This is a genomic window from Chryseobacterium sp. MYb328 (assembly GCF_037572595.1).
In the GTDB taxonomy this organism is placed as follows: domain Bacteria; phylum Bacteroidota; class Bacteroidia; order Flavobacteriales; family Weeksellaceae; genus Chryseobacterium; species Chryseobacterium pennae.
This window is the reverse complement of the sequence record NZ_JBBGZQ010000009.1, coordinates 25,330-51,891: the sequence shown is the minus strand read 5'-3', so window position 1 is coordinate 51,891 and position 26,562 is coordinate 25,330. Positions and strand designations below refer to the sequence as shown.

29 protein-coding genes and 1 other RNA gene are annotated in these 26,562 nt (G+C 34.2%); 3 read left to right on the top strand and 27 right to left on the bottom strand.

All coding sequences use genetic code 11. From position 1 onward, the window contains the following. Nucleotide 1: 1 nt before the first annotated feature. Nucleotides 2–490, bottom strand: a complete 489-nt coding sequence (locus WH267_RS10990) for a hypothetical protein (protein ID WP_340008163.1) — start codon at nucleotides 488–490, stop codon at nucleotides 2–4. Between the two features lie 361 nt (nucleotides 491–851). On the opposite strand from WH267_RS10990, the gene WH267_RS10985 reads away from it, so the two are divergent. Next, the gene (locus WH267_RS10985) at nucleotides 852–2,366 is read left to right on the top strand and encodes a DUF2931 family protein (RefSeq protein WP_340008161.1); all 1,515 of its coding nucleotides are present in this window, start codon (nucleotides 852–854) and stop codon (nucleotides 2,364–2,366) included. Between the two features lie 60 nt (nucleotides 2,367–2,426). On the opposite strand, the gene WH267_RS10980 is transcribed toward WH267_RS10985, so the two are convergent. Further along, entirely contained in the window at nucleotides 2,427–2,780 is a 354-nt protein-coding gene (locus WH267_RS10980) for an MmcQ/YjbR family DNA-binding protein (RefSeq protein WP_115971434.1), read from the bottom strand. Between the two features lie 183 nt (nucleotides 2,781–2,963). On the opposite strand from WH267_RS10980, the gene WH267_RS10975 reads away from it, so the two are divergent. Continuing rightward, nucleotides 2,964–3,623, top strand: coding sequence for an NAD(P)H-binding protein (locus WH267_RS10975; protein WP_115971433.1), 660 nt, complete (start codon nucleotides 2,964–2,966; stop codon nucleotides 3,621–3,623). Between the two features lie 128 nt (nucleotides 3,624–3,751). Here WH267_RS10975 and WH267_RS10970 read toward each other — a convergent pair whose 3' ends face one another. The 23 genes from WH267_RS10970 to WH267_RS10860 form a co-directional block, all read right to left on the bottom strand. Continuing rightward, the gene (locus tag WH267_RS10970) at nucleotides 3,752–4,267 is read right to left on the bottom strand and encodes a VOC family protein (RefSeq protein ID WP_317126192.1); all 516 of its coding nucleotides are present in this window, start codon (nucleotides 4,265–4,267) and stop codon (nucleotides 3,752–3,754) included. A gap of 73 nt (nucleotides 4,268–4,340) precedes the next feature. Beyond that, on the bottom strand, nucleotides 4,341–4,916 hold the full coding sequence (locus tag WH267_RS10965; protein WP_115971432.1) for a glutathione peroxidase: 576 nt from the start codon (nucleotides 4,914–4,916) through the stop codon (nucleotides 4,341–4,343). A 36-nt stretch (nucleotides 4,917–4,952) separates the two neighbouring features. Further along, nucleotides 4,953–5,618, bottom strand: coding sequence for a histidine kinase (locus WH267_RS10960; RefSeq protein WP_115971431.1), 666 nt, complete (start codon nucleotides 5,616–5,618; stop codon nucleotides 4,953–4,955). Further along, nucleotides 5,615–6,013: a hypothetical protein gene (locus tag WH267_RS10955; protein ID WP_340008156.1), complete on the bottom strand. Its 399-nt coding sequence runs from the start codon at nucleotides 6,011–6,013 to the stop codon at nucleotides 5,615–5,617. Before WH267_RS10955 ends, WH267_RS10960 begins: the two co-directional genes overlap by 4 nt. Nucleotides 6,014–6,127: 114 nt before the next feature. Then, the gene (gene kdsB / locus WH267_RS10950; protein ID WP_340008154.1) at nucleotides 6,128–6,850 is read right to left on the bottom strand and encodes a 3-deoxy-manno-octulosonate cytidylyltransferase; all 723 of its coding nucleotides are present in this window, start codon (nucleotides 6,848–6,850) and stop codon (nucleotides 6,128–6,130) included. 235 nt (nucleotides 6,851–7,085) lie between these two features. Next, nucleotides 7,086–8,075, bottom strand: a complete 990-nt coding sequence (locus WH267_RS10945) for a phosphatase PAP2 family protein (protein ID WP_340008152.1) — start codon at nucleotides 8,073–8,075, stop codon at nucleotides 7,086–7,088. Between the two features lie 126 nt (nucleotides 8,076–8,201). After that, nucleotides 8,202–8,792 carry a hypothetical protein gene (locus tag WH267_RS10940; RefSeq protein ID WP_340008150.1) on the bottom strand — a complete coding sequence of 197 codons (591 nt, stop codon included), beginning with the start codon at nucleotides 8,790–8,792 and terminating at the stop codon, nucleotides 8,202–8,204. A 113-nt stretch (nucleotides 8,793–8,905) separates the two neighbouring features. Next, the gene (locus WH267_RS10935) at nucleotides 8,906–10,159 is read right to left on the bottom strand and encodes a pyridoxal phosphate-dependent aminotransferase (RefSeq protein WP_123319022.1); all 1,254 of its coding nucleotides are present in this window, start codon (nucleotides 10,157–10,159) and stop codon (nucleotides 8,906–8,908) included. Between the two features lie 27 nt (nucleotides 10,160–10,186). Next, nucleotides 10,187–11,083, bottom strand: a complete 897-nt coding sequence (locus tag WH267_RS10930) for a hypothetical protein (RefSeq protein ID WP_340008148.1) — start codon at nucleotides 11,081–11,083, stop codon at nucleotides 10,187–10,189. Nucleotides 11,084–11,098: 15 nt separating this feature from the next. Continuing rightward, the gene (locus WH267_RS10925; RefSeq protein WP_115971424.1) at nucleotides 11,099–12,814 is read right to left on the bottom strand and encodes a phospho-sugar mutase; all 1,716 of its coding nucleotides are present in this window, start codon (nucleotides 12,812–12,814) and stop codon (nucleotides 11,099–11,101) included. 255 nt (nucleotides 12,815–13,069) lie between these two features. Beyond that, entirely contained in the window at nucleotides 13,070–13,426 is a 357-nt protein-coding gene (locus tag WH267_RS10920; RefSeq protein ID WP_340008144.1) for a four helix bundle protein, read from the bottom strand. A gap of 163 nt (nucleotides 13,427–13,589) precedes the next feature. Next, the gene (locus tag WH267_RS10915; protein ID WP_115971423.1) at nucleotides 13,590–14,291 is read right to left on the bottom strand and encodes a GIN domain-containing protein; all 702 of its coding nucleotides are present in this window, start codon (nucleotides 14,289–14,291) and stop codon (nucleotides 13,590–13,592) included. A 169-nt stretch (nucleotides 14,292–14,460) separates the two neighbouring features. Beyond that, complete coding sequence (locus WH267_RS10910; RefSeq protein WP_115971422.1) at nucleotides 14,461–14,841, bottom strand: hypothetical protein; 381 nt, start codon at nucleotides 14,839–14,841, stop codon at nucleotides 14,461–14,463. Between the two features lie 246 nt (nucleotides 14,842–15,087). Further along, nucleotides 15,088–16,068: a DUF2931 family protein gene (locus WH267_RS10905; RefSeq protein ID WP_340008141.1), complete on the bottom strand. Its 981-nt coding sequence runs from the start codon at nucleotides 16,066–16,068 to the stop codon at nucleotides 15,088–15,090. Nucleotides 16,069–16,196: 128 nt separating this feature from the next. Next, complete coding sequence (locus tag WH267_RS10900) at nucleotides 16,197–18,527, bottom strand: T6SS phospholipase effector Tle1-like catalytic domain-containing protein (RefSeq protein WP_340008139.1); 2,331 nt, start codon at nucleotides 18,525–18,527, stop codon at nucleotides 16,197–16,199. A gap of 103 nt (nucleotides 18,528–18,630) precedes the next feature. Further along, nucleotides 18,631–19,572: a hypothetical protein gene (locus WH267_RS10895; protein ID WP_340008137.1), complete on the bottom strand. Its 942-nt coding sequence runs from the start codon at nucleotides 19,570–19,572 to the stop codon at nucleotides 18,631–18,633. Between the two features lie 18 nt (nucleotides 19,573–19,590). Beyond that, nucleotides 19,591–19,896, bottom strand: coding sequence for a hypothetical protein (locus WH267_RS10890; RefSeq protein ID WP_340008135.1), 306 nt, complete (start codon nucleotides 19,894–19,896; stop codon nucleotides 19,591–19,593). Further along, nucleotides 19,889–20,071 carry a hypothetical protein gene (locus WH267_RS10885; protein ID WP_340008133.1) on the bottom strand — a complete coding sequence of 61 codons (183 nt, stop codon included), beginning with the start codon at nucleotides 20,069–20,071 and terminating at the stop codon, nucleotides 19,889–19,891. The genes WH267_RS10890 and WH267_RS10885 overlap by 8 nt, the downstream gene beginning before the upstream one ends. 194 nt (nucleotides 20,072–20,265) lie before the next feature. After that, on the bottom strand, nucleotides 20,266–20,811 hold the full coding sequence (locus tag WH267_RS10880; protein ID WP_340008131.1) for a hypothetical protein: 546 nt from the start codon (nucleotides 20,809–20,811) through the stop codon (nucleotides 20,266–20,268). 3 nt (nucleotides 20,812–20,814) lie between these two features. Further along, nucleotides 20,815–22,005 carry a DUF4280 domain-containing protein gene (locus WH267_RS10875; RefSeq protein WP_340008129.1) on the bottom strand — a complete coding sequence of 397 codons (1,191 nt, stop codon included), beginning with the start codon at nucleotides 22,003–22,005 and terminating at the stop codon, nucleotides 20,815–20,817. Nucleotides 22,006–22,265: 260 nt separating this feature from the next. Next, a complete protein-coding gene (locus WH267_RS10870) occupies nucleotides 22,266–23,231 on the bottom strand; it encodes a hypothetical protein (protein WP_340008127.1) in 966 nt (321 codons plus the stop codon). Nucleotides 23,232–23,368: 137 nt separating this feature from the next. After that, nucleotides 23,369–24,319, bottom strand: coding sequence for a glycosyltransferase family 2 protein (locus WH267_RS10865; RefSeq protein ID WP_115973769.1), 951 nt, complete (start codon nucleotides 24,317–24,319; stop codon nucleotides 23,369–23,371). A 17-nt stretch (nucleotides 24,320–24,336) separates the two neighbouring features. Continuing rightward, on the bottom strand, nucleotides 24,337–24,939 hold the full coding sequence (locus WH267_RS10860) for a DUF4199 domain-containing protein (protein ID WP_115973778.1): 603 nt from the start codon (nucleotides 24,937–24,939) through the stop codon (nucleotides 24,337–24,339). A gap of 131 nt (nucleotides 24,940–25,070) precedes the next feature. Between WH267_RS10860 and ffs the strand changes: the two genes are divergently transcribed. Next, nucleotides 25,071–25,168, top strand: an RNA gene (gene ffs, locus WH267_RS10855) — signal recognition particle sRNA small type. 116 nt (nucleotides 25,169–25,284) lie between these two features. Here the strand turns inward: ffs and WH267_RS10850 are convergent. Beyond that, entirely contained in the window at nucleotides 25,285–25,971 is a 687-nt protein-coding gene (locus WH267_RS10850; protein ID WP_115973768.1) for a metal-dependent hydrolase, read from the bottom strand. A gap of 142 nt (nucleotides 25,972–26,113) precedes the next feature. Further along, nucleotides 26,114–26,560: an SRPBCC family protein gene (locus WH267_RS10845; RefSeq protein ID WP_115973767.1), complete on the bottom strand. Its 447-nt coding sequence runs from the start codon at nucleotides 26,558–26,560 to the stop codon at nucleotides 26,114–26,116. Nucleotides 26,561–26,562 lie beyond the last annotated feature (2 nt).

Here is a 26,562-nt window from a genome sequence, read left to right as displayed (position 1 = left end):
TTTATTTCAAAATCTTTACATAGATTTTTTGGGTGTCACTATTTAATTTTACATTCGGAAATGCTTTATCGTGATCAATGAAGATATCTCCTTTTTCATTCGCTTTTCCATTACCATCAGAATCCCATTCAGTCGCTATATAATATTTAGCACCCTTCATAGGTTTTGGATTGATTTTGCTTTGAGCATCTGCCGGTAATGGTAATTCAATCGTAAAAGGAATCGCTTTTCCTTCAAATTCCTTTTCTGCAATCAATGTGGCAGGAGTATCCTGTAATCCTTCACTTATTCCGTATAAGCTTACTTTAAGTTTTGGATTTTTGATTGTAAATTGTTCTGTACCTGTAAATTCTATCTTAAGATTACCAGAAGAATTTTCTGCAACCTTTTCAGATACTGAAGCTTCAGGAGCTGTTTTCTTTTCTGCTTTATTACAACTTGATAGCATCAATGCACCAGCTGCCATGAATAATAAAAAGTGATTTTTCATTTATTCTTATTTTAATTAATTTCAATTTAATATTTCACAGCTATTTGACAACAAAATTCGTACCTATATCTTTAAAATTTTAATTTCACAAAGAGTAATTGCCTATATTTTATGCCAAATAATTAAAAATAAGTTTAAAACAGTATTGAAAAATACACTAAAAGTCTATTAAACATTAATAATAAATCAATAAAAACTATTTTGGTTTATTATTTTATTTATATTTACTTAGTATCACTTCAGGTTGTAACTAAACCTCACATCTTTTGTAAATAATCTGACTGAATGGACTACTAGCAGAAAGTCAACAAATACTAACGGATGTACTAACTTTAAAACAAAATAGATATTCTATAATAAAATGATTTTCAAATCTATTATCTCCGCTATTCTGGTTACCATATTGAGTTTAGCGGGCATGTTATGTACACAGAATGCCGATTTAAATCTGGTATATGCAGCACTATTCTGCTCACCCTATTTTATTTTAATTACCCTATTCTATTTCTGTTTTAATGGCATTCGCAGAAAGTTAAACCTACTTGATCAGCCCAATATAATCTTTGAACTGGCTTATGGTTTTATATTTTACCTTACTTCCTGTGTGCTTTTGCCTGTCTTATTATTTGTCAGTACGTTAGGTGATGAATATGAACACAAGCTGTATGCTGATTTGGGTGATCTTATCTCAGAAATGTTTCCCATCATTTTAATCCTGAGTATTTTTTTGACGGTTTTCAGCAGTATTCTAATAACCTGGGCCATTAGATCATACAAAACGCTACTTCCGGTCATTATCATATATATTGTTGTTATCTCTATTGTATATAACATTATGCAACATAATGAAAGACAAGAAACAGTAGCTTCTACAGGTAATATAAAGGCAACCGGAGAAGGATGGCGTGGTTCAATGAGTAATCCAGATGCTTATCCCGTGCAGTTATACAAAGGTATTTTTTTACTTTCCAATAATGAAAGATATGAATTTACCTTTAATGAAGGGAATACTGTAAATTACGGTGCAAAATGGGGTGAAGACGGAGGCAATACAGATAAGAAAACAATGTCACTCCCCAAGGAACTGGATCTTACCTGGTATTCATTTGCAGAAGATTGTTTTTACCGAGTGAACAGTCCTATTGATTATAACAAACTGCAAATGCTCTTCAATACACCCTATACTGAGCAAATAGGTAAAAGAAAAACACAGGAAAACTATAACAGTGTTATTATGGGTTTTGCTCCGGGAGGAATATTAGTGGTATGGGCTGGCAGCAGCGGGCGTCGTCAAATAGAAATTGGCCGCTACTCTGCAGAAAAAGTAAATATCACCAAACCAATAATTGATGGAGAAGGACTTAAATATGGAGATGTATTTAATCAGGAATGGCGCAAAAAAGTATTAACAGATACCACTATTATACCTTTTAAAACACAACAGCATACAAAAAACAAACCTATCCCTTATGGTTATTGGGACAAATTGCGAACACGTTACAACTGGTATCCAACCTTTGTAGTATCTCCGGAAATAAAAATCTCTGATGCTGATTTTAGGTTTTACAATGCTGAGCGTTTTGTATTTTTTGATGAAACCCTTCAAAACAACATCTATGAAGAACGTGGCATTCCTAAAAATGTATATATTAAATGGTATGATAAAAACGGTAACCGATGCGCTGTAGATTTTGAGTTTAATGAAGAAAAAACCTTTAAACAGTTTGATTCTTTTTTTAATCATCAAAAAAATACCAAGGCTACAATAGAATTTAATATTAGCCAAAAGGATAAAACAGCAACCGCAATGCTAAGGAATGGCAAAAATCAACTATTGCTTTTACAAACCAACATGATTGAATACGATAAGAATTAATAAAAATGTAAGATGATATTTAATTCTTACAGGTACGATATGCTGATCAAAAATAAAATTTTACGAATTATTAATAAGCTCCCTACTTTTCTTTGTCAGCGATTTAAAAACCAGATCATATGACTGATCAATAAGTTTTAAGATCAAATCTCTTTTTAACCCATCTACTGCAACAGAGTTCCAATGGGTTTTATTCATATGGTAAGCTCCTTCAATCTGGGAATATTGCTCCCGAAGCTCTGCACTCCACTCTGGATCTGTCTTTACATTGATGGATAATGGCTGTCTTTCCAGACTCATTAGCAGGAACATCTTGGTGTCTACCTTCAGTACAAGGGTTTCGTTGTCAAATGGAAAACTTTCTGTAACTGCTTTTTTGGAAAGACAATAGTCTAGTATTTCGTTGGCATCCATGGTTTTTTACAAGTAATTAATAATGAGTAATATGATTAATGACAATTTATAAATGATGATTGATGGGTAAGATATTTAATGATAAGATCTTTTATCTTTTATCTTTTATCTTTTATCTTTTATCTTTTATTCAAATTTAGTAAATTTAAGAAAGAAAATACCATTACATAAACCCCTATTGTTATGAAAGCTTTAGTAATCGGTGCTACAGGCGCTACAGGAAAAGATCTGGTTAATCAGTTACTCAACGACAAGGCTTTTGAGGAAGTCGATATTTTTGTACGAAAACCTGTTGACATTGAGAATGAAAGACTTAAAGTTCATGTTGTGGATTTTGAAAAACCTGAAGAATGGAAAGAGATGGTGAAGGGAGATGTTGCATTTTCATGTCTGGGAACTACTCTGAAAAATGCAGGAAGCAAGGAAGCTCAGAAAAAAGTAGATTTTGATTACCAATATGAATTTGCGAAAGCTGCCAGAGAGAATGATGTGGAAGATTATATACTTGTTTCTGCTTATGGTGCCGATCCGAAATCAAGGATTTTTTATTCTAAAATGAAAGGAGAACTGGAAGACGCTGTAAAACAATTACATTTTAATAAGATCACCATTTTTAAACCCGGAATGCTTGAGCGAAAAGATTCTGAAAGAACGGGAGAAGTTTTGGGCAGCCGGATTATAAAATTTGCGAATAAACTAGGGTTATTGGAAAGTCAAAAGCCTTTGCCTACAGATATTTTAGCAAAAGCTATGATTAATTCTTCTAAGATAAAAAGTAATGGCTACTCCAGTATTAAGCTTGGAAATATTTTTTGTTTTGCAGATAAGGTGATTGATAGATGATAAAATAGTATCCTAAAAAATCTGTGTAAATCCGTGCAATCTGTGGTAATTTTTATTTACCCGCAGATTGGCACAGATGCTTTGATTTAGTTTGTATTTTATTTAAAGATTCGGAACAAAAATATAATTTATTTTGTAGTCTTACTCCCCATACTTTGTCCCAGCTTTTCATATTCAATATCATTAGGCTCCCAAAGCTCTATTTTATTGCCTTCAATATCCATTATATGGACGAATTTTCCATAGTCATAGCTCTCAATTTTATCCAGAATGGTTACATTTTCTTTTTTTAACTGTTCTACCAACTTTTCAAGATCCTGTACCCGGTAATTAATCATAAAATCTTTTTCAGAAGGTTGAAAATATTTTGTTTTTTCACTGAAAGGACTCCATTGGCTGAACCCTTTCTTAGAGTTATCAGCACCCTGATACCATTCAAAAACAGATCCGTATTCATTAACTTCAAGGCCCAAATGTTGCTGATACCATTCTCTTATTTTTTTTGGATCTTTAGATTTAAAAAAGATACCACCAATTCCTGTTACTCTTTTCAGATCATCAGATTCTTTTTCTGTAACTGCTTTAAAGGCAAATCCTGATAAAAAAGCGGCTACAATACAAACTGCAAAAAATATTTTTTTCATGAGTTATTATTTATTCAAAAATAAAAAAAGTGGATGATAACATCCACTTTCTGTATATAAATTTACTTTTTATTTATTTCAAATGCTTTGTAATGGCATCACTTGTAGGCTTGGTTGTACTTACATAAGTATCAATCAGTTTTCCGTTCTCATCAATCAGGAATTTGGTGAAGTTCCAAAGAACAGTTGTATTCTTCACTCCGTTTAATTCCTGCTCTGTTAAATATTTAAAGATAGGTGCTGTATCATCTCCTTTTACAGAAACTTTCGCTGCCATTGGGAATGTTACTCCATAGTTTTTCTGGCAGAATGTTCCGATTTCAGCATTGCTTCCTGGTTCCTGTCCGCCAAAGTTATTGGCTGGGAAACCTACAATTACCAATTTGTCTTTATATTCTTCATATAGTTTTTCAAGATCAGCATACTGAGGAGTAAATCCGCACTCTGAAGCTGTATTCACGATCAGGATTTTTTTTCCTTTGAAATCAGCAAAGTTGATTTCCTTACCGTCAAGGCTTTCTACTTTAAAGTCATATATTGTTTTTCCCATAAGTTCTTTGGTTTTTGCTTGAGAAATTTCACTTTTTTGATTGGTGCAGCTTTGCAGAAACGCCATGAAAGAAAGCAGCATTAAAAAAATATTTTTCATTTCTTATAAATTTAAGCAGCCGAAACTGCTGATGAATTAAAACTTAAAGATATTCGCCGGAAAGACCTTATTGATATCTATTCTGTTAAGAAGCATCACATAATCACCATCTTTTTTAGGACTTGAAGATTCTATTCTGAAAGGCATCGTAAGATTTCCTACTTTTTTATAATCGGAATATACTACCGTTTCTTCTTTTTTAATTTCCTTTAAAAGCATATAAGTGGTTGTATCAAAATAATACATATTCTTATTCACATTCTTGGTCAGCTCTACTTTATGGCAATAGATCTCGCCTACTTTTTCCTTTCCAAGGTATTTGGCATCAAAGCCTTTATTTTCCCAGTCAATAAAATCATTATCAAAATTTTCCGGTACATATTCCGGATACACCTGAAGTTTATTGGCTGCATAGTTCATTGCATAGCCTTTGTTTCCGTCAAAACCTTCAATCGCAGTTTCTTTTCCTCCAATTACAATGATCGTTTTGGTAAGATTAGGTCTCTGCTGGTATATTTTTATAGGATACTCATCCTTAATTCCCAATACTACTTTTCCTTGCAGCAATACGGAGTTTAAAAGCTTCCAATTGGTTAGGCCTCCGGATAATTCAATATTTTTATCTATAATTTCCTTTGCAGTCTGGCCATAATACAATGAACTTGTAACGGTAAAAAGGATTAAGTATATTATTTTTTTCATTTAATTTTATTAAAATAGTTCTTTAAAGAAGGTTTAAAAATCAAGCCTAGCTTGCTTTTTTTATTTTGTGGAACCAGATTTCCATTTACATATTTAAAAATCATTCCCGGATCTTCTTTAAAACCTAACGTTTTTGTAAGATATAATATTTTATTTTCATATTTATAGGTAACAGGATCTTTGCTGTTTTGCTCTCCGGAAGGTATCTGTAAATACGCCGGATATATTACATTATTTTTAAATTCCAGGACCAGAAAAGTATATCTATCATAGGCTCCATTGGTAGTTGCCACACAGCTATGATGAATCTGGGCATAGAATTTTTTATGATTCAGATCCTGAGATTTCAAAACTGAACCGTAAAATAATGCGATTAAAAATAAGATCCTGACCAAAATAACTTATTTATCAATTCAAATATAAGGGGAATTGGGATAAAAAGCAAAAAGCCAGAGAAAGTAAAATGGTATTATTACATTCTCAAATGATCTCATTTTCAAATTTTGAGATCAAATCAGCTTCCTCGCCTTTTCCAGGTCTTCCGGCGTATCGATGCCTACTCCAACGAAATTGGTTTCTATCATTCTTATTTTCATTCCGTATTCCAGGTAGCGGATGCATTCAATCTTTTCGGATATTTCCAAAGGTTTCATTTCCAGTTTTGAAAACTGTAATAAAGCTTCTTTTCTGAATGCATATACTCCAATGTGCTTAAAGTAGCTTACATCATAAGAAATTTCTCTGTGAAAAGGAATTGCAGAACGGCTGAAATATAAAGCAAAACCATTATTATCTGTAATTACTTTTACATTATTCGGATTTTCTATTTCTTCTTTTTCTGACAGTTTTATTTTTAGGGAAGCCAGAGAGATTTCCTGTTGATCGTCTTGTTTAAAAACTTCAATCAACTGTTTCAAAGGTTCCAGCTTAAGGAAAGGCTCGTCGCCCTGAACATTAATCACGATATCGCAATCTATGTTCTGTACCGCTTCGGCAATACGGTCGCTTCCTGTTTCGTGTTGTCCTGTCATTACAGCTTTTCCTCCATTCTTAGTAATTTCCTCCAAGATGATTTCAGAATCTGTTGCTACAAATACCTCATCAAACAAACCTGTTTCCACTACATTCTGATAGGTCGTGGTAATAACAGTTTTTTCTCCCAGTATCTGCATCAGTTTTCCCGGAAAACGGCTGGCTTCATAGCGCGCAGGGATGACAGCGATTATTTTCATTCAGTACGATATTAATTAAGTCATTTCAAGCCCTCGTCTCCAAAAAGACGATTGACAGGGCTTATTCAGACCAAAAATAGTGAAAACTATTCTACTTTGCTCTATAAAATGTGGGATTGTGTGCAATTTCTCTATTCAATTCTATGATTTTTTTATCCTTCAAAAAACAAAATTCCCACATCTTCTATGAAAATGTGAGAATCGGGTATAGATTTTTATTAAATGAGTCAGTATATTAAAAAGATAGTTTTACGCCTACCATATTGTATTCCCATTGGCGGGAGGCCATAAGGTCAAATTTATATTTTGTTTTTCCTATTGTTCCTTCTGAAGTTGTATATCTGCTTTTTGATATTGTTTTTCCAATAAAGTAACCCATTAATAAGGCTAACGGATAATCTGAGGCCCAGTGAACTTTGCTCTGCATCATCTGAAAGCATAAGGCTCCAGCTAATGTATATCCTACAGGCTTTATCCATCGTGCATCCGGATAGTTGTCTGCAATAACCGTAATCCCGGCCATAAAGGTTGTTAAGTGTCCCGATGGCATTGCATCATAGTTTGAGGTATTTTTACCAAATGCTGAGAAACTTGGAAAGGGATTCCATGCACCGCCTTTATTTCCATTTTCTTCTGCGATAAAAGGGCTTTCTCTTCCGGTAATTCTTTTAATGGTTTGGGTGAAAACTCCGGAAAGGATTAAACTTTCCATTAATCCACTGGCGGTTGCCTGTGCTCTGTAATCATTTTTAATTAAACCGTAGGCTCCAAAACCGATTCCAAGAAACACTAATGTAGAACCATTTCCTATAAGATATAATGTAGATCCAATGTCTTTGGGAATTTTGAAAACACCCCCCAGTTTGGTATAATTGTTATCTTTATCCATCCCCCATCTTTCTCCCAATTCTCTTGAATTATCAATTAATTTCTGGTCAAAAGGTAAAAGGATCAATGTAGATGCAACAGCGCCTCCTAAATAATAGGCATGATCTTTTGCTACAAAATCTTTATTGGTATTGATAAAGTTTCGGGGAAGTTTGGTTACAAAATCCAGCAGTTTAGGTTTTGGATAGGTTCGCACAGAACCGTCTTTTAAAGTATAAGTCTGTACTTTTGGAGATTCAAGCTCTTGTGATAATTCTTTAACCTGCAATGTATCCACCTCCTGTGAATAAACCAATACAGACATTGGCAATAGCAAAAATCTCAATTTTTTCATCATTGTTGTTTTCAACCCTGTTTATTCTTAGCTTATAAAGGGCTCAAAGATAATTCCTAGCTGACTTTGTACAAAGCGTTTGCTTAATTTTTAATGTTTATTTAATTTTTATGGAATAAAAACCGGACCTTAATTTATATAATTGACAAGGAAAATGATTCCATAAATCCAGGAAACATATAAAAATGAATAGAAAGCCCCAAATCCAAGACTTTTTATCATATCTCCTTTGCATTTGCCTGAGTTTTTAAAAACTAATCTCAATGCTCTGAAAAAAATCCAATATAGCATGGCGGTCAGAAATAATAAAGCTGACCAAAAGAAAAGTCCTAAGAAATAAGAAAGAAATATAAGCACAATGGAAAATATAATCCACACAACCACTGAAAGTATAGCACTTCCTATTCCGTCTCCTACTACAGGAGGATCAAAGTCAAAACTGCCAATCTCCGGTGCTTTATCAGTATATTTTTTTATTCTTTCTCTGTTTAAAATATTTCCTACATTATCTTTTAGCTTCAGACCATAATACAATCCTAAAGTAATGAACAGGAAAAATACACCTGCAAGAATAGAGGTTGATACTATAGAGTTTTGAAATAGGGACCTATGACCTCCTTTCCCGGAAAGCCAAACACTGATGATCACTATTGGAATTATAGCCAGTTTGGAATAAAACAAATATTTTGTTTCAATAAAGGCTTTTTTGGGAGGTTTCATGAGTTATTAGGTTATAAAAACGCTTCAACTCCGCTCAGCGTGACAATGCTAATACTATTTGTATATTTAACAATGTCTTGCTGAACGGAGTCGAAGTATATGTTTGTTTGAAATTATTTCAGATTATTCAAAGCTGTTTCCAATTTTGGAAGCATTACTTTGATCTCATCTACAGCTAATCCTCCAACAGAAGCACGGAACCAAGGTTCAGATTTATCTTCCCCGAATGCTGAGAATGGTACTAAAGCCACTCCTGCGTCATTGATAAGGTAAAATACAAGGTCTGAAGAGTTCTCAATAACAGCTCCATCCGGTTTTGTTTTTCCGATATAATCCAATTTGATGGTAAGATAAAGTGCTCCCATCGGTTCAATACTGTCTACTGCTAAACCTTTTGCTTTCAGATCCTGAACTCCGCTGTGAAGAACTTTTAAACTTTCTTCAAGCTTTCCTTTAAAATCTTCTACGAATACGTTTACATTTTCAGGGTTTTCATAGAATTTTGCTGTTGCTTCCTGCTCCGGTTTTGGTGCCCACGCTCCAACGTGCGTAAGAAGTGCTTTCATTTTATCAATGATATGCGCAGGACCGAATCCCCATCCTACACGTACTCCTGTAGCAGCCAGACATTTTGAAATTCCATCAATATATACGGTATATTCTTTCATTTCAGGGAAAAGAGAAACCGGATCTACATGTTCTGCACCAAAAGTAAGGTTAGAATAGATCTGGTCATACATTAAGTATAACGGCTTTTCGTCTGCTCCTCTCTTCTTGTTTTCAGCAATTACCAACTCACAGATTTCTGAAAGCTGTTCTCTTGTGAACATTGTTCCTGTTGGGTTCAATGGTGAACAAAGTGCTAATAAAACTGCTCCATCCAAATGAGGTCTTAAATCATCTGCTGTTGGAAGAAAATTGGTTTCAGGCTTTGTCTTTACTTCTACTGCATTCGCTGAAGTAAGGTAAGCGTAGTGATTATTGTTCCATGATGGTGTAGGATATACTATTTTATCTCCTTCATCTACGATGGTTTTATATACTGCATAGATCAAAGGTCTTGATCCTGCTGTAATCAAAATATCATTTGGAGAATAATCCAGGTTCCATCTGTTTTTTAAGTCTTTGGAAACTTCTTTTCTTAAAGATAAAAGTCCGTTGGCAGGTGGATAGTTTGTCAGGTTATTCTGATAGGCTTTCTGAACCTCTTCCTTCAGCAATGCCGGAATAGGATAGATATTAGAATTCAGGTCACCAATAGTAAGATTGGCAATTTCTGCACCTTTTGCTTTTAGATCATTTACTTCGTTACCAATTTTTACAATTTCAGAACCGATCAGGTTCGCTGCTAATTTTGAAACTTTCACTTTATTCTTATTTAAAATTTACTAATATTATCTTCTCAGATTAATTTTGTCTTCTATCTGATCCACAGGTGTGTGGGCATCATAAGCGGCTATTAGTTCTTTAGTTTTTTTTACGGTATTGGAATTCGGATATTTTTTGATGAGTTTATTGTAAGCTTCTCTTTTATCATCATAAATTTTTCCTTCCTCACTGTCATAAATCCGATCACTGTCCATTCCCAGAAGATAATCTAACAAATAATTGTAATAATTATCTTTTGCGGCCTTAAGTAATGGGCTTTTGGGATATTTATTGATAAAATTTTCCCATTCGATCAATCGGTCCCCTAATTCTTCCCAGGTAATCAAAAGTCCGCCGTTTACAGCATAGTTTTCCTTATTATCTTTTGCCATCTGTGAGATGTAAGCATCGTAATCAGGAGTTACTTTATTCTTGAAAACAGATGCATAATATCCCGGCAGCGAGTGAATTTCAGTAAGACCTTCTCCCATTTCGCGGAATTCAAGACCAGCTTTATTCAGCTCAGTAGCCATTTTCTTTATATTATCCGGCAGATTATAAGTATCCGGTCCTGTATGATAATCAATATATTTGTCAAGGATTTCAGTTTGAGAATCGTTAAAACACTCGGTGTATTTCTCTCTGATTTTCACATAATCTTCATACACTTTGTTGTTCTGCTCCGGACTGTTTCCTGCAATCTCTTTATCAATCTTAGTACGATACCATTGCAAAGCTTTAATATAGTCTTCCGTTTTATTATTGGCAGAACAGGCTGTATCAATGGGTTTGTACTGATCCTCTTTGGTTTCGTTTTTAGCGATTGAGTCGTTTGCAGGTTTTCTGTCCGGAACTGCAGTCTCCTTTTTACAGGAAACTACAGCTGCAGACAGTATGCAAACTGTTATTAATTTTTTTATCATATCTGCTTTCAGAGATTAATCCAGTTTTAAATCTGTTTTAACGGCCTGAATTTTAGCTTCCAATGATTTCAGTTTATCTTTAAAATCTGCTTCAGAAGAGATAGAGTCTTTTACTGAAACATAGAATTTAATTTTTGGTTCTGTTCCTGAAGGTCTTACACAAACTTTAGTACCGTCTTGTGTATAATAAATCAATACGTTAGACTGCGGAATGTCGTTCATTACTTTTTTCTCTCCTGATGAAATGGTAAGGCTTGTCTGCTCTTTAAAGTCTTTCACTTCTTCCACTAATGAACCTGCCAATTCTTTTGGAGGGTTTTCACGGAAGTTTTTCATCATATCCTGAATTTCTTCAGCACCTTGTCTTCCCTTTCTAACAATATTGATTAATCCTTCAAAGTACATCCCCAAATCTTCATAGATTTCGATCATGTATTGGTACATTGTTTTCCCGTTGGCTTTACACCAGGCTGCAATTTCGCAAGCCAGAAGGATACTTCCACAAGAGTCTTTATCACGAACAAAATCTCCGGTCATGAATCCGAAGCTTTCTTCTCCACCACACACAAATTTCTGTGTTCCTTCTGCTTCACGGATCATTTTTCCGATCCATTTGAATCCTGTAAGACCTACTTTGCACTCAACACCGAATTTCTGTGCAATATCATAGAAAATATCTGAGGTAACAATGGTGGACCCGATGAATTCTTTTCCTGTAATTCTTCCCTGCTTTCTCCATTCGTTCAGGATGTAATATGTAAGGATAGTGTTAGTTTGGTTACCGTTCAATAACTGCATTTCACCATCAAGGTTTCTTACCGCAATTCCTAATCTGTCACCATCCGGATCTGTTCCGATCACAATATCCGCATTGGTAATCTTTGCTAGATCCATAGCCATTTCCAATGCTGCAGGCTCTTCTGGGTTTGGAGAATCTACGGTTGGGAAGTTTCCACTTGGAATCATCTGTTCTTTAACCAGATCTACTTTTTTGAAGCCAGCTTTTGCTAACGCTTTTGGAATGGTAGTATAAGTGGTTCCGTGAATGGAAGTGAAAACAATATTTAAGTTTTCTTTTCCTTCGTTCTGATACGTAGAATTTTCAATACATGCATCAATGTAAACGTCATCCTGCTCCTCTCCGATCCATTCGATCAGATCATCGTTTCCGTTGAATTTAATTTCTTCGAATTTTACAGAATATACTTCTTTGATAATCGCTTCATCGTTTGGTGGAACGATCTGTGCACCGTCATTCCAATATACTTTATATCCATTATATTCAGGTGGATTGTGGGAAGCGGTTAATACAATTCCTCCGTTACATTTTTTATCACGAACTGTGAAAGACAATTCAGGAGTTGGTCTGTGGTCTTTGAAAAGCAATACTTTAATTCCGTTTGCCGTCAAAACATCTGCCACCAGTTTTCCGAATTCTTTTGAATTGTGACGAACATCATAAGCAATAGCTACTTTAATTTCCTCTCCTTTGAACTGCTCCAGCATATAGTTAGCCAATCCCTGAGTTGCCTGTCCTAATGTATATTTATTTAAGCGGTTGGTTCCTACTCCCATTATTCCACGCATTCCTCCTGTTCCGAATTCCAGTTCTCTGTAGAATGAATCTTCCAGATCCGGGGAATTGCTGTCGATTAATGCCTGTACTGCCTTTCTCGTTTCTTCATCAAAGGTCTCACTTAACCAAAGTTTCGCTTTTTCTAATGTGTTCATATTTAGTTTAGTTTGGAAGCTGGAGGCTGGAAGAGGGAGGTTGTTTTTGTCCCGGATTCAACCTTTCAGCTTTTGATTTATTATTTATCTTATTTATAAGGCTGGAAGTAGGAAGCTGGGAGATGGAAGATATTACATTCCCTAATTCAGACTTCTGCCTTTTATTTTAATTATTCTTTTTTATTTGATTAAAAAGAGAAAGAATCGTTTGGTAAACTGGAATTCCCTCCAGCTTCCAACTCCCATCTTCAGCCATTAATCTTTTATCTGATTTCTAAAAGCTATAATCTGATTCATTAAGTTATAACTTTCATTATAAAATTTATTAAATTCCATTTCTGTAATATACTTTCTGTTTTTTGCTTTATATAAGCAGGTTACTGTCTCTGCCAAAGAACGGATCGAGTATCCTAAAAATTTTTTAAATTCCAATTTTGACTGTAAAATACTTCCTTCTGAAATATTAAGAGCTATGGAATCAGTTGCTCTTCTTATTTGCGAAGTAAGATTAAACGCTTCATCTTTTGGAAAACCTTGAGACAAATTGAAAATATCTTCTCCGAAACCCATTGATTTCTGCCAGATTACCAATTTTTCAAATTTGAAGCTCATGTGTTTATTTTACCAGGCTGGAAGTAGGAAGCTGGGAGATGGAAGATATCACATCCCCTAATTCAGACTTCTGCCTTTTATTTCATTATTTTTATTAAAAAGTGAAAGAATCGTTTGGTAAACTGGAATTCCCTCCAGCTTCCAACTCCCATCTTCCAGCTCTCTACTCTAATTTCTTATTTTCAACTTTTGTTGTTTTTTCTACTTTAAATGCTCTGATCGGATCATTATAGTAGATGAATTTTGCGGTGTTCTGAATATTTCCTTTTAAAGAATCTTTTACGTTCACCTCAGCATAGTTTCCATTTTTGGAATCGATATTCAGATTGGTAATTTTCCAGTAAGGGGCAATTAGACTTGCGGTATCGGAAATCTTTATCACTGCATCTTTGGTTAATCCTAAAAAGTTAGCACGGCTTCTGTTATGCATTTCCACTTCTGCCCTTCTTGTGTTGACAGATCCCATGAAGCTTGCATTATTTTTCATATTCAGTCTGAAATTATCGGTTTTAATTTCACTTGAAATATTCACTTCTACGGAGTCTGAAACGGCTACTTTTTCAAGATTATATTTTGAATAGATAGTTACATTGTAGAAGTCTACGCCTTTTGTTCCTCTTTTTTCTTTGATGGTAAGGGTCTTGTCCTTTACTTCTACATCAAGGTTACTCGCTACGTTTGGATAGGTTTCTATTTCCACAAAGTTTTTCGGGCCTCTGGCATAAAATACACGGAATTTACCGTTCAGATCCAGGTTTACAAATTCCGGAACGTCCACATCTTTCTTTTCAATATTTCCTTTTGGGGAAACTTTCCCACAGGAAACAACTGCAACCAGCATCAATGTGTATAGTACTTTTTTCATATTTAATTTTAAATATTCTACTGACGATCATTATGATCTGCTTTATTGAAAGTTTTCCGGGCTTTCAATATTATCTTTTAACAAAAATAAGATTAAAATTTCTAAAAATCTTTGTCTTTTGGCAATAAAATACCTGATAATTTTCAATTTTTCAGTTTTTCAGGGAAAGCTATTTTTTTGCTTTTATTTTTTTATAAAACCAGGTATCAGACTTCTCAGACATTGATGACAACAGCAAATAATCCTTATTGATATAAGCAATTTTCATTCGTATTGTATCCTTACTTTCATTGTATTTCATTTTCAACAGGTTATTTTCCTTTTGGTAATTTCCAGTAAGATCTTTGGAATCAAAGGAGTTATTGGGGTGAAAACTCAAAATACCTGTTCCGTATCTGGAGCGGTTCTGCTTGTTTTTCAGGGTATCTATCTTTGGCACTGTCCCTTCATATAGTTCTATAAATTCCCATGAACCAATAAGCTTATTGGATGAACAGGAATATATTGACAATAGGACTGCAACAGCTAACAGCCTTTTTATGTTCAGCATTTAATTTTATTTAAGATTTGTTTGGCGTAAAAATAAATAAAAAAACACCCTATTTACTATGGGTGCTGTTCTTTATAGCGTTTGTAATTGGACTTATTAATTTTTACGCAAAGGTTTAATAAGCTTGTAGAATATTTTTAAGGAGGCAAAGGTGAAATCAATTTCATTAATTTTTTTCAAGCGGATGGACAGCTGTCCTCTGTTAAGGTTTGATAGTATACTTTTTTTATCCATTTTATATTCATTCTAGCCACCCCAGATTCTTTTTACTTTAAATTTCTCTAAAGCTATCTTTTTATCTTTACACTGTACAACTACTTTAAAATCATTATACATAAAATCGGGAACCAGAACAATGTCTATTGGTTGATCAGGGTATAACTTTCTCATTTCACCAAAAACCTCTAACATTTCTTGATCATTAAAAACAATCTCTGCATTGTATTTGGCAAAATAAAAGTTAACATCATAAGGAATTCCATCCGATTTATAAGACTCAACAGCTTTGGCATCTATTAAAAACTCAGATTCTCCATTATAATTAATACGATATAATCCTGTAATTTTGTCTTTATTATCATAAGGAGCCAGTACAAAACGGTAAGTATATTTTTCTCTGTATTTATCCCATAACCCAAAAGGAATACCCGTTTTTACAATTGCCGTTTTTACACTATCAGGAACTGCTATTTTAAACCATGAATCAAAAAACTGTTCTTGATTTTCTTCATCTGCATTTTGATAAAATTCATTAACATCAACAAACGTTTCCTTTGCCTGTAAACGACAAACCTCTCTGCGGTGATGATTTCCTGATAACCAAACAACAACAACCCCTCCAGGCGCTGCTCCTATAGTAATTTTGTCATATGTGCTTTTTTCCCATGGAAAATTGCCATTATTATCAGGATTTCCCTGCACCATAAATCCCTCTTGAAATAATTGAAGTATTTTTTCTTTAGGTAACTCTGCATCTATCTTCCAAAATTTTTTTTCTGCATAATTAACATATGTAAGATCCAAATGAGATGGAATTCTACTCCCTCCTTGTCCACCAGCATCTCCATCATATTGCCAGCCCCCATCTTCAACACCCGTTTTAGGCACTCCACATATCAGTTCTTTTTTCTCATCTTTTAAAACTCCGATATGCACTTCTATAGGGTATTCCTTAGGTGCTGTGACCGTGACCATATATGAGAATTCTTGTTGTTGGCTGCTTTTCATCTTTGGAATATCATTTTTTTTGCATGCTAGTAATAGAAATATACTACAAAGCAAACTGAGAATATATATTTTCATTATTTATTTTTCTTAAATCCATCCTCATCTCATTTCTAAAACATGGAAGTTTATTAATATACGGTTCTTTTTCTTTTTCCATCCACAATATTAGGATAATTTTTCTGGCTAATAAGATCAGATCCAGACTGTCCGTAAGTAGCATTCCAATGCAGGTAATTGTTTCTTAAAAACTTAATTTCTTTATTCTTTTTTTCTGCTTCTGAATCATTACGCCTTTGACCTTCCAACTGACGCTGTTGCCAGTCCGCCACCGCTTTTCTATCACCTGTGGCATGTACAACAGGGGGTTCTTTATACACTTCTGGCTCAATAAATATCAAAGGATTACCTCCATTAAAGCTATATTTTTTCAATTTCTCTTTAGTCCCTTCTAAGAATACAACATTATCTGGGATCCAATTTTTCTTAAAATTATAAGATTTTATTAAAGTTTCTTTATTAACAGGTATGCATTTTTTAATACAGAATTCAACCATTAGATGCAGCGGAATAAAACTATACTGATTGCTAAGTTTTCTTTCCCCTTCAAGCCTATAATTGTTAACGGTAAGCCTATAAAAAGGGTCTGCTTTTATTGTAAGTTCTCCAGGTAGAAACCAACCTTGTCTTATCAGTTCTTGGGAAAGCGGATATAAAGAGTCCTTAATAATAGTTGCGTCTATTCTTTTCGGATTATCAGGCCATCCTTCTACATAGGCACCTCCTACATCACAATGCACCCCAGGATAATGCAATTCAATTCCTCCTTTTTTACCACTGTCAGGAGAAACTTTAGCTACAGAAGAAATATCTACTAAACTAAAATTCGCACGATGCTCATCTGCTGCTACCATATGTACTACATAATCTGCTCTGTTCACATCATTTAACCCAAGATCCTTGGAATCATTCGATTGCAACAATCCATGATGGGGTACCGTATCATAAATCCCCACAAATCTGATTTTTATTTTTGTCTGCTCATCCATTAGTCCTACTTCGGAAAGCAATTGTCCTAAATATCCAAAAGCCGGCATTACCCCATTAGCATAAGACTCTGATATATTATATCCAAACATATCTTTAACAATAACGCCTTCCTTCCAAGCTTTTGTACATGCTCTATAACTTGCCTGAGTCACAACATGTACAAAATGTCTTGCAGCAGCAGCTCCACGACTAAATCCAAAAACATCAAATGTTAACGTACCTACTACTTCTTTGCCTTTGACTACATTATTAACTATTTCTGTTTTAATATCATTTATTGATTTCCTTACTCTATCCATAATTCCAGCAGACCCCATTCCAAAGGCAGGCCCCATCATCATATCATCTCCTTTATAATCATTTGTATTTAATACATCTCCATAGTTTTTAGGAGCAGTATTAGTTCCCATTCCTTCTGTATAAACTCTAAATATTTTATCATTTTTACTTTTCTTATAGTTTTTAAATAAAATAGCAGGATTAGAGAGGTCGTTTTCAAAACTTGTTTCTCCTTTAGAAGGTTTTCCATCTACAGCTCCACCCTTTTTCTTATAAATTTTTTGTGCTTCATCATCAGTTACTCCCGATATTTCAGCTTTAATAACATCTATACCAGTTACTTTTTGCCTGATCTCCGTATTATACATATTATTAAGAGTACCATCCAAGAAAACTCCAAATGTAAAATTAACAGGAGCTTTTTTTGTCTTAGCTACAGAATCCACCTTCCCCACCACAACAGGATTACTTCCTACACGGGGTGGCACCAGTTTAGAAAGCTCATTTTTAACCTGCAGCTGTATGGTATCTTTTATCTGATTAACCTTATTGCTGTACACTACCTTGGCATAAAATTCATGGACACTTTCGTCCACATAATCCATACTGTTCAGCTTTTTCTGATAGACCTTTATATTATCGAAAGTGATATAGGCATAGCCTTTTTTATCTACATAAGGCTCATAGGTTCCCATATTTCTTGAGGAATCTTCATCATGTCCGTCAGCATATTCATCCTCATAGATGGTTACCTTTATTTTGTCATTGGCAGGGATATTTTTGGTTTTGATAACCAGTTTTACTGTATCCAGATAGCCTACAATACGTTTTCCGATTTTTTCATTATTAATATCCAGCCAATACAAATCTTCTATTGCCGGCATTGCAGCGAGAATCTGTAAATTGATGAAATAACTCATTTCTTTACCATGGATATCAACAACAGCAGTTAGTTTCACTGTTTTTCCAGCCATAGAAGGGTTAAAATTAAAAACGCCGTTGGTACTTGTAGCAAGCACTTTACCGGCGTACTCCACCTTCCATTGTTTTACCTTTGGATTTCCTGTAGCCGCACTGATGGTATACGTATAATTCTTACTGGCAAGCGGGCGTGTATCTCCTATAATGACCATATTACATGTGTTTTTTAAAAGTAACCTATTTCCAATTATTGTTACCGCTCAATATCAATCTGTTATTTTAGAATATTGCTCAGAAATAGCCTACTGCAATTAATTATTTAATTTTTATCTTATTTATTTCCAAAACACCTTTCGATTTCAGATATAAATGATCGGCAGGAAATGTTTTGTATATCTTTTGTTTTGTTTCAAAATTTGTTTCCTTACCCAATCCCACCTGAAAAGCAGTGATCTTTTCATTAAAGACCTTCTTCGAAATATCAAAAGTCTGTTTAGTATCTGTAATTAACCGGCTTTCATTATTTCTATGAATAGCATACCTGAAAACTCCCTGATGATGCGACAAGATCTTTTTTTCTAATGCCTGATCTCCTTCTGCAGATTCTTTTAAAAGATATTTTAAAACTCCTTTTCCATCATAATCAAACTGTATATTCCATTTATCCAGATAATCTGAAGCCTGGGATCGATAAGATTCCATATAAGCCTTTAATACCCTGAAATCATTATGCTTATATTTTTCAAGGGAAGAAATACATCTTAGTTCTTCAATATTGTAATCTTCGAGAAAGTCTTCAAGAAAGTCTAGCAAATCCGGAATATTTAAGTTTTCATAAACACTTTTATGGAGATAGTTATAATATGCATCGTTCAGATAAAAAATATCTTTATTATTTATTGTAATTGTTTTTCCCTGACTATCAAATTCCAGATTCATATTACTCTCATCACTTCCTTTACAATGCAACACTATTTTATCCGTCTTTTTTTCAAGAGTATACAATGACGGTTCTTCATTTTCTGTTACTGCTGAATTATAAAAGCTATAGTATACTACACTGTCCTTTTTAGCATTATATCCATAAACCCGCCTCATTATATTCACTTCATCTTTTTTATCTACCTTTTCATCAGCAACATATTCTTCCCTATCAACCGTTTTATTCACTATATAAACAAGAGTATAAGGCTCAGAAGACTGAGCTAAAATATGTATGCCAACCAGAAATAATATAAAAGAGATCCCATTTTTCATGATATCATTGTACAATTTCTATTTATCATTCACAACCTGTAGGGAATCAATCATCTTTACAGAATAATTCTCCAGTTTCAGATTTTTAAATGCATATTTCTTTTTATACTGCTTCCTTCCCCAGGATTCAAGCTGAATATGATCTACATACAACTCATTTACTTTATAAGACACTTTAACTTTTGAATACATTTTTGATGAATTCCCCTTTTCCATAGAGATTACAAAACCTTTTGGGTCAGGTATTATTTCCTGAAATGTATTGGGTTCATCCTCGTATAAAGCATTTTTATAGACATTTGTTTTTTGAGTAGCATTATGCATAGACTAAAATCAGATTTCCATATGTTTCTTCAGGAAAACAATCTCCATAAGAATCATTCTGAGTATAAAAAGGATGGGCTATCATCACACTGTCTTTGGTATTGAAGGATAAACTTTTTTCTGCAGTATAAAATTTGGAGAGTAATACATTATACTTACTGTTAAACCCCTTCATACTCTGCTGACAATTGGGATCCTTTGCAGTATACCAGTATACCCTGCCGGCGCGAAAATAGTATCCTTCCTAGTTGAGTTTTGAATGGTTTCCAACTTATTATTGTTTTTGCAATAATAAAATGAAAAGCATATCATAAAATAAAAGCCTATTATTCTCATAATTTCTTCCTGTCTTTTATTACAATTAATTGATCAATCTGTAATTTTTGAATAACGGTCAGAAACTGATATAGATACTAATTGATTATAATAAAAAGTAAAGTTAGCGTATGCTTTTTTATTGCCATCAGTTATCACAACGGTATATCCTACTGCATTCTCTGGTGATGTCCCAGGAATATAAGAAGGAGATTTATAAGATTTTGGAAATACTTTTTTAAAATCGGCACTTGTTGTTGAAGATGATAATTTAATCGTTTTCTTATAATATACAGTCATATTACTTTTTTCTAAATCGATGTATTTTATATATCCCTTTTTATTTACCATGTAAATTAAAACATTGTCATTTTCTAAAATTTTTCCATTTACAGTATTAATAAAGGGTACAATTTCATCATCATTGCTTCTTTCATTCAATTTTCCAAAGGTTTTTTCAAAGCAAGTAATTTGTTTCTTAGCAAATACAAAAATATTCCCATCTACTGTCAGATTTTTTAAATCGATCTGATTAAGACTGTTTTGAGAATAAACAAGCGTAGAAAATAAAAAGAACAGTATATTATAAAGTAGTCTCATAATTTATTTTAATGTTTTATAAAATATACTTGCGGCATACGTTGCTACCACTTGAAATAATGGTTTAAAACTTCTATTTTCCTCATATATTATTAGTTTTTTTAAATGAGTTAATTTTGCTTGATAATCTTTTTTTAAATTAGCACTGACTTTAGGAGATGCGATTTTATCTTCTAAGGCTTTTTTCACAGAAGCATAAAAGGTAGGGCTAAGTCCCTGAGAATCTGATATGCCTTTGTATTTACCACTGGCTCTTTGCCTATAATGGCTTTCTTGCTTCCAGGCGTTCCAAGAGCCTCCAGTCAAAACATCAACTCCATCCCATGAGTCTGCTCCATTAGAAAAATCAAATCCATTGGTAAATGCATTTATTGATGCTCCAATTGCAGTTTGCATTATTTTATTATTTCTTTCAATCGCTTTCTTATTCTTAAATGCTTTGGATCCAGCGCTATCACTTCCATACGCAACATTTTCAGGATGATGAAAATGAACATATGCAATTGCATAAAGCTCATTTTTAACATCCAAGTTGTATTCTAATGAACATTCTCCATAGCAAGTTGCTGATAAATTGACCAGTCTCGTATTGGGAATTGGTTTATTCTTTTCCTTCAAAACATTGGATTCTATATTAATCAGTGACCACTTTTTTCCATCTTTAGCTTTATCATAGTCCTCCTGAGAAGACAGATATACCTTTGTACTATTATCCAGCCCTCCAAGATAAGCACCATCCTTAGTATAATAAACATATTCTTTATTATCTTCTTTCAAAGGTACCAGCTGTGACAGCACTTCAGGTCTGGCATTTGCCACATTCTGCGGAGTAGGTTCTGCCGTTTGTCCGTGGAATATAATTTTTATACTCGGAGCATTGCTTACCGCACAGGTTGCTTTGGAATCTTCGAGAAGTGCTTTCCCACTGTTGTCTTCTACTGTGATCTTATCATAGAATCCGTCCCATTTTGTTACGGCCGGAACGCAGGGATTGTTGTTGAGCTTTTTGCAGCTTCCAAATGTATTTTTTTCAAAAGTGGGTCCAATATCGGCATGAGTAGCCATCAGCTTTTGGGTGCCGTCTTTATCGTTGATGTATCTTTTGGATTGGGTTTTCACCATAAGCTTATCAGTAGTGCTTCCGAAATCACAGCTACAGACAGCTCCCTGGCATACCAGATGTTTTTCGCTCATCGTAATTTTGTGTTTTTTTAATTCATAATTGACTATTCTTCCTTAAAGCATCTCCTGATCATTCAGGGTACTGTATGAGGATAAAAGAGTATTAAAACATCCTGACATCAAAGATATCCGGTTTCAAAAACACATAAACACCTCTTTTTCAGGAAGAATATTACTTCAAACAACAGAAAATATGATCGAAATTCAGGGTTGATTTTCTTTTTCAGAGACAGGAAATATATTCATAACATTATTTTTAATGATTGGGTAAATCAAATATAAGATTTCTGCTGATAAATTTCAATATAAATCTTTATTTCTTCATTTCTGTAAAAAGTTGACAATTCCGCTTCCACAGAAGTTATATACTTTGTATTCTTATCTACTCTATACATTACATTCAAACTTCCTCTTTTTCCGCCTACTTCTCCATTATCTTCTTCCTCACCAGTTACATGAATTAAAATCTGATCCTGTTCCGTAAATGTTTTCTGCATTGAAAAGTGAGCTGCATAAGAAACAAACTGATCAATACCTGAAAAATTAAAACTCAGAGATTCTTCTTTCTCATAATCAGGATATGAAGTATATAAAGGCAAAAAGAATATCGGATAAAAGATATTAGTGTAAAGATCCTCCGGGGCTTCGTCTATATTTTCATAAAAACCGTTCAACTTATCGATAAACTCTTCTGCCACAGAGCCTACGTAATACTGTTTTATTTTAGGAAGGTACTCTTTTTCCCATCGTTTCCGGATCTCTTTTCCGTTTAAAATTTTATCAATTTTTCCATCTTTTTTCAAAGAAAAATCTAATGGATAAAGAGCTTCTGACGCAGATTCTATCAGTTTTTCCATCATCAGTTCCAATTCCTGATCGTCTACATACATTTTCCTTTTTGTAAAAGAAACTTTATTTTCATATTCTCTCTGAATATCCACAAGGTAATGCATCTGAATCCCAGAGAGAGCGTCTTTTATCAATACTCCATAAGTAAGATCTGCCAGAGTATCCGGAAGATCAATTCTTGAATTAACGATCTTATCCTTCCGTTGAATTTCTATATCAGCAGGAATATAGAGGTATTTTATATATTTTGGAAGATGATCCGGAAGGATTTCATGCAGGGAGCAATGTTGATTATGAAAGGCAATCAACTCTTTCTTTGGGATATTAAATTCCTTGGATAAAATTTCCAGATCCGCCAGATTACCGACTTCAATTCTTATACTTTCCATTTGTGTTTTTTATCATCTTACACTAAGATCGGAAAATAAATTAAATGAATCAAAAAAAATCCCTTAAAAAGCCTGGTACTTTTTAAGGGATCATATTGTTTTAATTCTAAATTGATAAAATACAGTTGTTTTAATTCCTATATCACTTCGTCAATATTATAATTCTTATGCTCACGATTGGTTCTGATAATCATTTCTCCCAGGAATCCTGCTACAAAAAGCAGTGTTCCCATAATCATCATGGTTAAAGCAATGTAAAACCAAGGATTATTTGTGATTAAATGACCATAGATTCCTCTGGCTACATCAATCAGTTTTGAAAGTCCCAGCCAAAGTGCTGAAAGGAAACCGAAGATAAACATCAATGTTCCTACCGCTCCGAAGAAATGCATAGGTCTTCCTCCAAAACGGCTTACGAACCAAAGGGTTACCAAATCCAGAAATCCCCTTACAAATCTCTCTGTTCCGAATTTTGAAGTTCCGTAAGGTCTCGCCTGATGCTGTACCTCTTTCTCTGTAATTCTTCTGAAACCTGCATTGGCAGCCAATACCGGAATATAACGGTGCATATCTCCGTATACATCTACAGATTTTACCACCTGTCTTTTGTAAGCTTTCAATCCACAGTTGAAGTCATGAAGATAAACTCCGGAAACCTTTCTTGCTGCTGCGTTGAATAGTTTTGACGGAATATTTTTCGTCATTACATTATCAAAACGTTTCTTTTTCCAGCCGGAAACAATATCGTAATTGTCATGAATCACCATATTGTACAGCTCAGGAATCTCTTCCGGAAAGTCCTGTAAGTCGGCATCCATGGTAATTACCACATCCCCGTTTGTTCTTGCAAAAGCGGCATGAAGCGCCTGTGATTTCCCATAATTTCGGGAAAATTTAATAGCGTGGATCTGAGGATACTGTACTTTTAAGTTCTCGATAATACTCCACGATAAATCCGTACTTCCATCATCTACAAACCAGATCTCGTAAGATAAATTACTGGTTTTGCAGACGTTGTCAATTCTTGAAAAAAGCTCTTCCAGAGAGTCTTCTTCGTTCAGTAACGGAATAACTATAGATAAGTTCATTTAATTTTAATAAAAAATTAGTCTTGATTGGTTTCTTCGGGCTGATAGATACTTCTTGTTCTGAAAAATGCTCCGAAAAACACCGACAAAACTACGTAAAATATAAGAATTGCTGCAAAATATCCTGAAAAATGACTTGCGGTAAGCATATCTTTTCCTTTTACAGCCTCCGGACTAAAGCTCTGAAGCCTTTCATTATACTTCTGATCCAGCTCGTCAATATCTTTCTGATGCTTCATAATCTTTCTCGCAGAAGTATATTCCGTATCCAGTTCCGACTTCTGTCTTTGAACATATTGATAGTTCAAAAGCTTTTTTGCATCAGTATCTGCAAAGTTTAAAAAAGCATAAATACTGAAAATCGAAAGAATTCCTCCGATGAACATCGGAACGAATGATCTTTTGAAAGCTTCCTTAAAAGTTACCACGCGATGGTTGTTCCAATATAGTTTTACTGACCAGAATGCTGCTCCGGCATATAAAATAGGCAGAACAAATGCATTGGCTTTCAGTGATATATCAAAATAATTGATTCCTGAAAAAAAAGTGTACACTACAAAAAAAACGATCATTGTAGCGATAAAAAGTATAATTCCTAATGTTGATGGACTTTTCGTCATGTTTAAATTTTTAGAAAAAAGTTGAAAAATTATCCTCCTAAATGTCAGCTGTTTAGCTCTACCACTGCATTTTTTCGACAAATTTTCTTTAATAAAGTTTTGAAGTTTACAAATATTTCCTACCTTTGCAACGGCAAGTCCTAAACAACCAGCTCCTGAGAATCCTCCAGGGTGGGAACGCAGCAAAGGTAATTGGTCGTAGCGGTGTGATTTAGGTAGCTTGCCATTTTTTTTTGGTTTAAAGTGAAGAGAGAGGTAATTTGATAATTATCTTTTTTTGTTTTTAATACCTTAGTCATTATTTCCATTGTTTCTAATTTCGGTTTACCCCTTTCTTATTATTGATTAAAATTCGAATGTCTCCCCTAATGTTGGTAAAACAAGTTCTACATTTTTATCTGCGAAATGCTTTAATGCACTTTCATGATTGATCTCAATAGCTGGGAACGTATCAAAGTGACATCCGATTACTTTTGGAGTTTTTAATAGTTCTGCTGCTGCGAAAGAAGCTTTTCTAGGACACATTGTGTAATGACTTCCAATTGGAAGGATAGAAAGATCAATATTCCCGTATAATCTTGGAAATAGCTCCATATCTGCCATTACTCCTGTATCTCCAGCCAAATATACATTCTTCCCTTCAGGCAGTCTGAAAATATACCCTACAGGAACACCGCCATAGCTTCCATCCGGGAATGAACTTGTGTGGTGAGCCGGAACCATGGAAATTTTAAGATCGTCGATTTTTGCCGATCCTCCGAGGTTCACATCATCTGTATTTTTAGCCTGTGTAAAGTATCCGCATACTTCCGGTACTCCAATTACGGTTGCTTCCGGATAATGCTGCAATACTTCCGCTACATCAGCAATGTGATCTCCATGAGCATGAGTCAACAGAATGTAATCGATTTTTTGAGCGGTAATATCAAAACCTGATTCCGCTTTTTTGTAGTTGTAGAAAGGGTCACTTAAAATTGTTTTGTCCTTGTACGTGAACAGAAAACAATTTTGCCCTAAAAATTGTATTTTCATTGTAAGTTTAATTTCAATTATTATTAAACACAAATGACTCAAATATTTTCACCAATAGCACAATAAGGTTAGTGACATTCGTGAAAATATTCGCGTCATCTGTGTTTGTTTAAAAACGCAAAGCGTTGTTTATTTACTTTAACTATTTCGATGGGAATTTATCTTCAATAAGTCTCAGATTGATCCCATGTTCCAGATACGCTTTACAACCGTCTAAAACTGTCGTAAAACCGCCTGTATTATCATTAACCTGTCTTAGGAGCTCTTCACCTGTTTGAGTGAATCCATAGCTCTTAATAATCACAAGAGTTCCATTTTCCATGGTTTTAAACTCATAGTCTACGTTTACAGAAGCTTCTCCCCATTCTGTCTTAATCAGTTGGTTCGGAATAATCTGATGAACGTTTACCACGTTTTTCACCCCATACATTTCCCATTCCCAGGTTACTGTTTTCCCTTCTTCTAATTTTCCGGTAGATTTTGTAAACCAGAAATTAGTGGTTAATTCAGGATTGATGAATGCTTCAAAAACATCTTCAACCGGTTTTCTGATAAGCATTTGTGCTTCAACATAGACATTGGAACTCATGA

Coding starts and splice junctions, on each gene's coding strand:
- WH267_RS10990 (WP_340008163.1), bottom strand. CDS start 490: ATGAAAAATCACTTTTTATTATTCATGGCAGCTGGTGCATTGATGCTA.
- WH267_RS10985 (WP_340008161.1), top strand. CDS start 852: ATGATTTTCAAATCTATTATCTCCGCTATTCTGGTTACCATATTGAGT.
- WH267_RS10980 (WP_115971434.1), bottom strand. CDS start 2,780: ATGGATGCCAACGAAATACTAGACTATTGTCTTTCCAAAAAAGCAGTT.
- WH267_RS10975 (WP_115971433.1), top strand. CDS start 2,964: ATGAAAGCTTTAGTAATCGGTGCTACAGGCGCTACAGGAAAAGATCTG.
- WH267_RS10970 (WP_317126192.1), bottom strand. CDS start 4,267: ATGAAAAAAATATTTTTTGCAGTTTGTATTGTAGCCGCTTTTTTATCA.
- WH267_RS10965 (WP_115971432.1), bottom strand. CDS start 4,916: ATGAAAAATATTTTTTTAATGCTGCTTTCTTTCATGGCGTTTCTGCAA.
- WH267_RS10960 (WP_115971431.1), bottom strand. CDS start 5,618: ATGAAAAAAATAATATACTTAATCCTTTTTACCGTTACAAGTTCATTG.
- kdsB (WP_340008154.1), bottom strand. CDS start 6,850: ATGAAAATAATCGCTGTCATCCCTGCGCGCTATGAAGCCAGCCGTTTT.
- WH267_RS10945 (WP_340008152.1), bottom strand. CDS start 8,075: ATGATGAAAAAATTGAGATTTTTGCTATTGCCAATGTCTGTATTGGTT.
- WH267_RS10940 (WP_340008150.1), bottom strand. CDS start 8,792: ATGAAACCTCCCAAAAAAGCCTTTATTGAAACAAAATATTTGTTTTAT.
- WH267_RS10930 (WP_340008148.1), bottom strand. CDS start 11,083: ATGATAAAAAAATTAATAACAGTTTGCATACTGTCTGCAGCTGTAGTT.
- WH267_RS10925 (WP_115971424.1), bottom strand. CDS start 12,814: ATGAACACATTAGAAAAAGCGAAACTTTGGTTAAGTGAGACCTTTGAT.
- WH267_RS10920 (WP_340008144.1), bottom strand. CDS start 13,426: ATGAGCTTCAAATTTGAAAAATTGGTAATCTGGCAGAAATCAATGGGT.
- WH267_RS10915 (WP_115971423.1), bottom strand. CDS start 14,291: ATGAAAAAAGTACTATACACATTGATGCTGGTTGCAGTTGTTTCCTGT.
- WH267_RS10910 (WP_115971422.1), bottom strand. CDS start 14,841: ATGCTGAACATAAAAAGGCTGTTAGCTGTTGCAGTCCTATTGTCAATA.
- WH267_RS10905 (WP_340008141.1), bottom strand. CDS start 16,068: ATGAAAAGCAGCCAACAACAAGAATTCTCATATATGGTCACGGTCACA.
- WH267_RS10900 (WP_340008139.1), bottom strand. CDS start 18,527: ATGGTCATTATAGGAGATACACGCCCGCTTGCCAGTAAGAATTATACG.
- WH267_RS10895 (WP_340008137.1), bottom strand. CDS start 19,572: ATGAAAAATGGGATCTCTTTTATATTATTTCTGGTTGGCATACATATT.
- WH267_RS10890 (WP_340008135.1), bottom strand. CDS start 19,896: ATGCATAATGCTACTCAAAAAACAAATGTCTATAAAAATGCTTTATAC.
- WH267_RS10885 (WP_340008133.1), bottom strand. CDS start 20,071: ATGAAGGGGTTTAACAGTAAGTATAATGTATTACTCTCCAAATTTTAT.
- WH267_RS10880 (WP_340008131.1), bottom strand. CDS start 20,811: ATGAGACTACTTTATAATATACTGTTCTTTTTATTTTCTACGCTTGTT.
- WH267_RS10875 (WP_340008129.1), bottom strand. CDS start 22,005: ATGAGCGAAAAACATCTGGTATGCCAGGGAGCTGTCTGTAGCTGTGAT.
- WH267_RS10870 (WP_340008127.1), bottom strand. CDS start 23,231: ATGGAAAGTATAAGAATTGAAGTCGGTAATCTGGCGGATCTGGAAATT.
- WH267_RS10865 (WP_115973769.1), bottom strand. CDS start 24,319: ATGAACTTATCTATAGTTATTCCGTTACTGAACGAAGAAGACTCTCTG.
- WH267_RS10860 (WP_115973778.1), bottom strand. CDS start 24,939: ATGACGAAAAGTCCATCAACATTAGGAATTATACTTTTTATCGCTACA.
- WH267_RS10850 (WP_115973768.1), bottom strand. CDS start 25,971: ATGAAAATACAATTTTTAGGGCAAAATTGTTTTCTGTTCACGTACAAG.
- WH267_RS10845 (WP_115973767.1), bottom strand. CDS start 26,560: ATGAGTTCCAATGTCTATGTTGAAGCACAAATGCTTATCAGAAAACCG.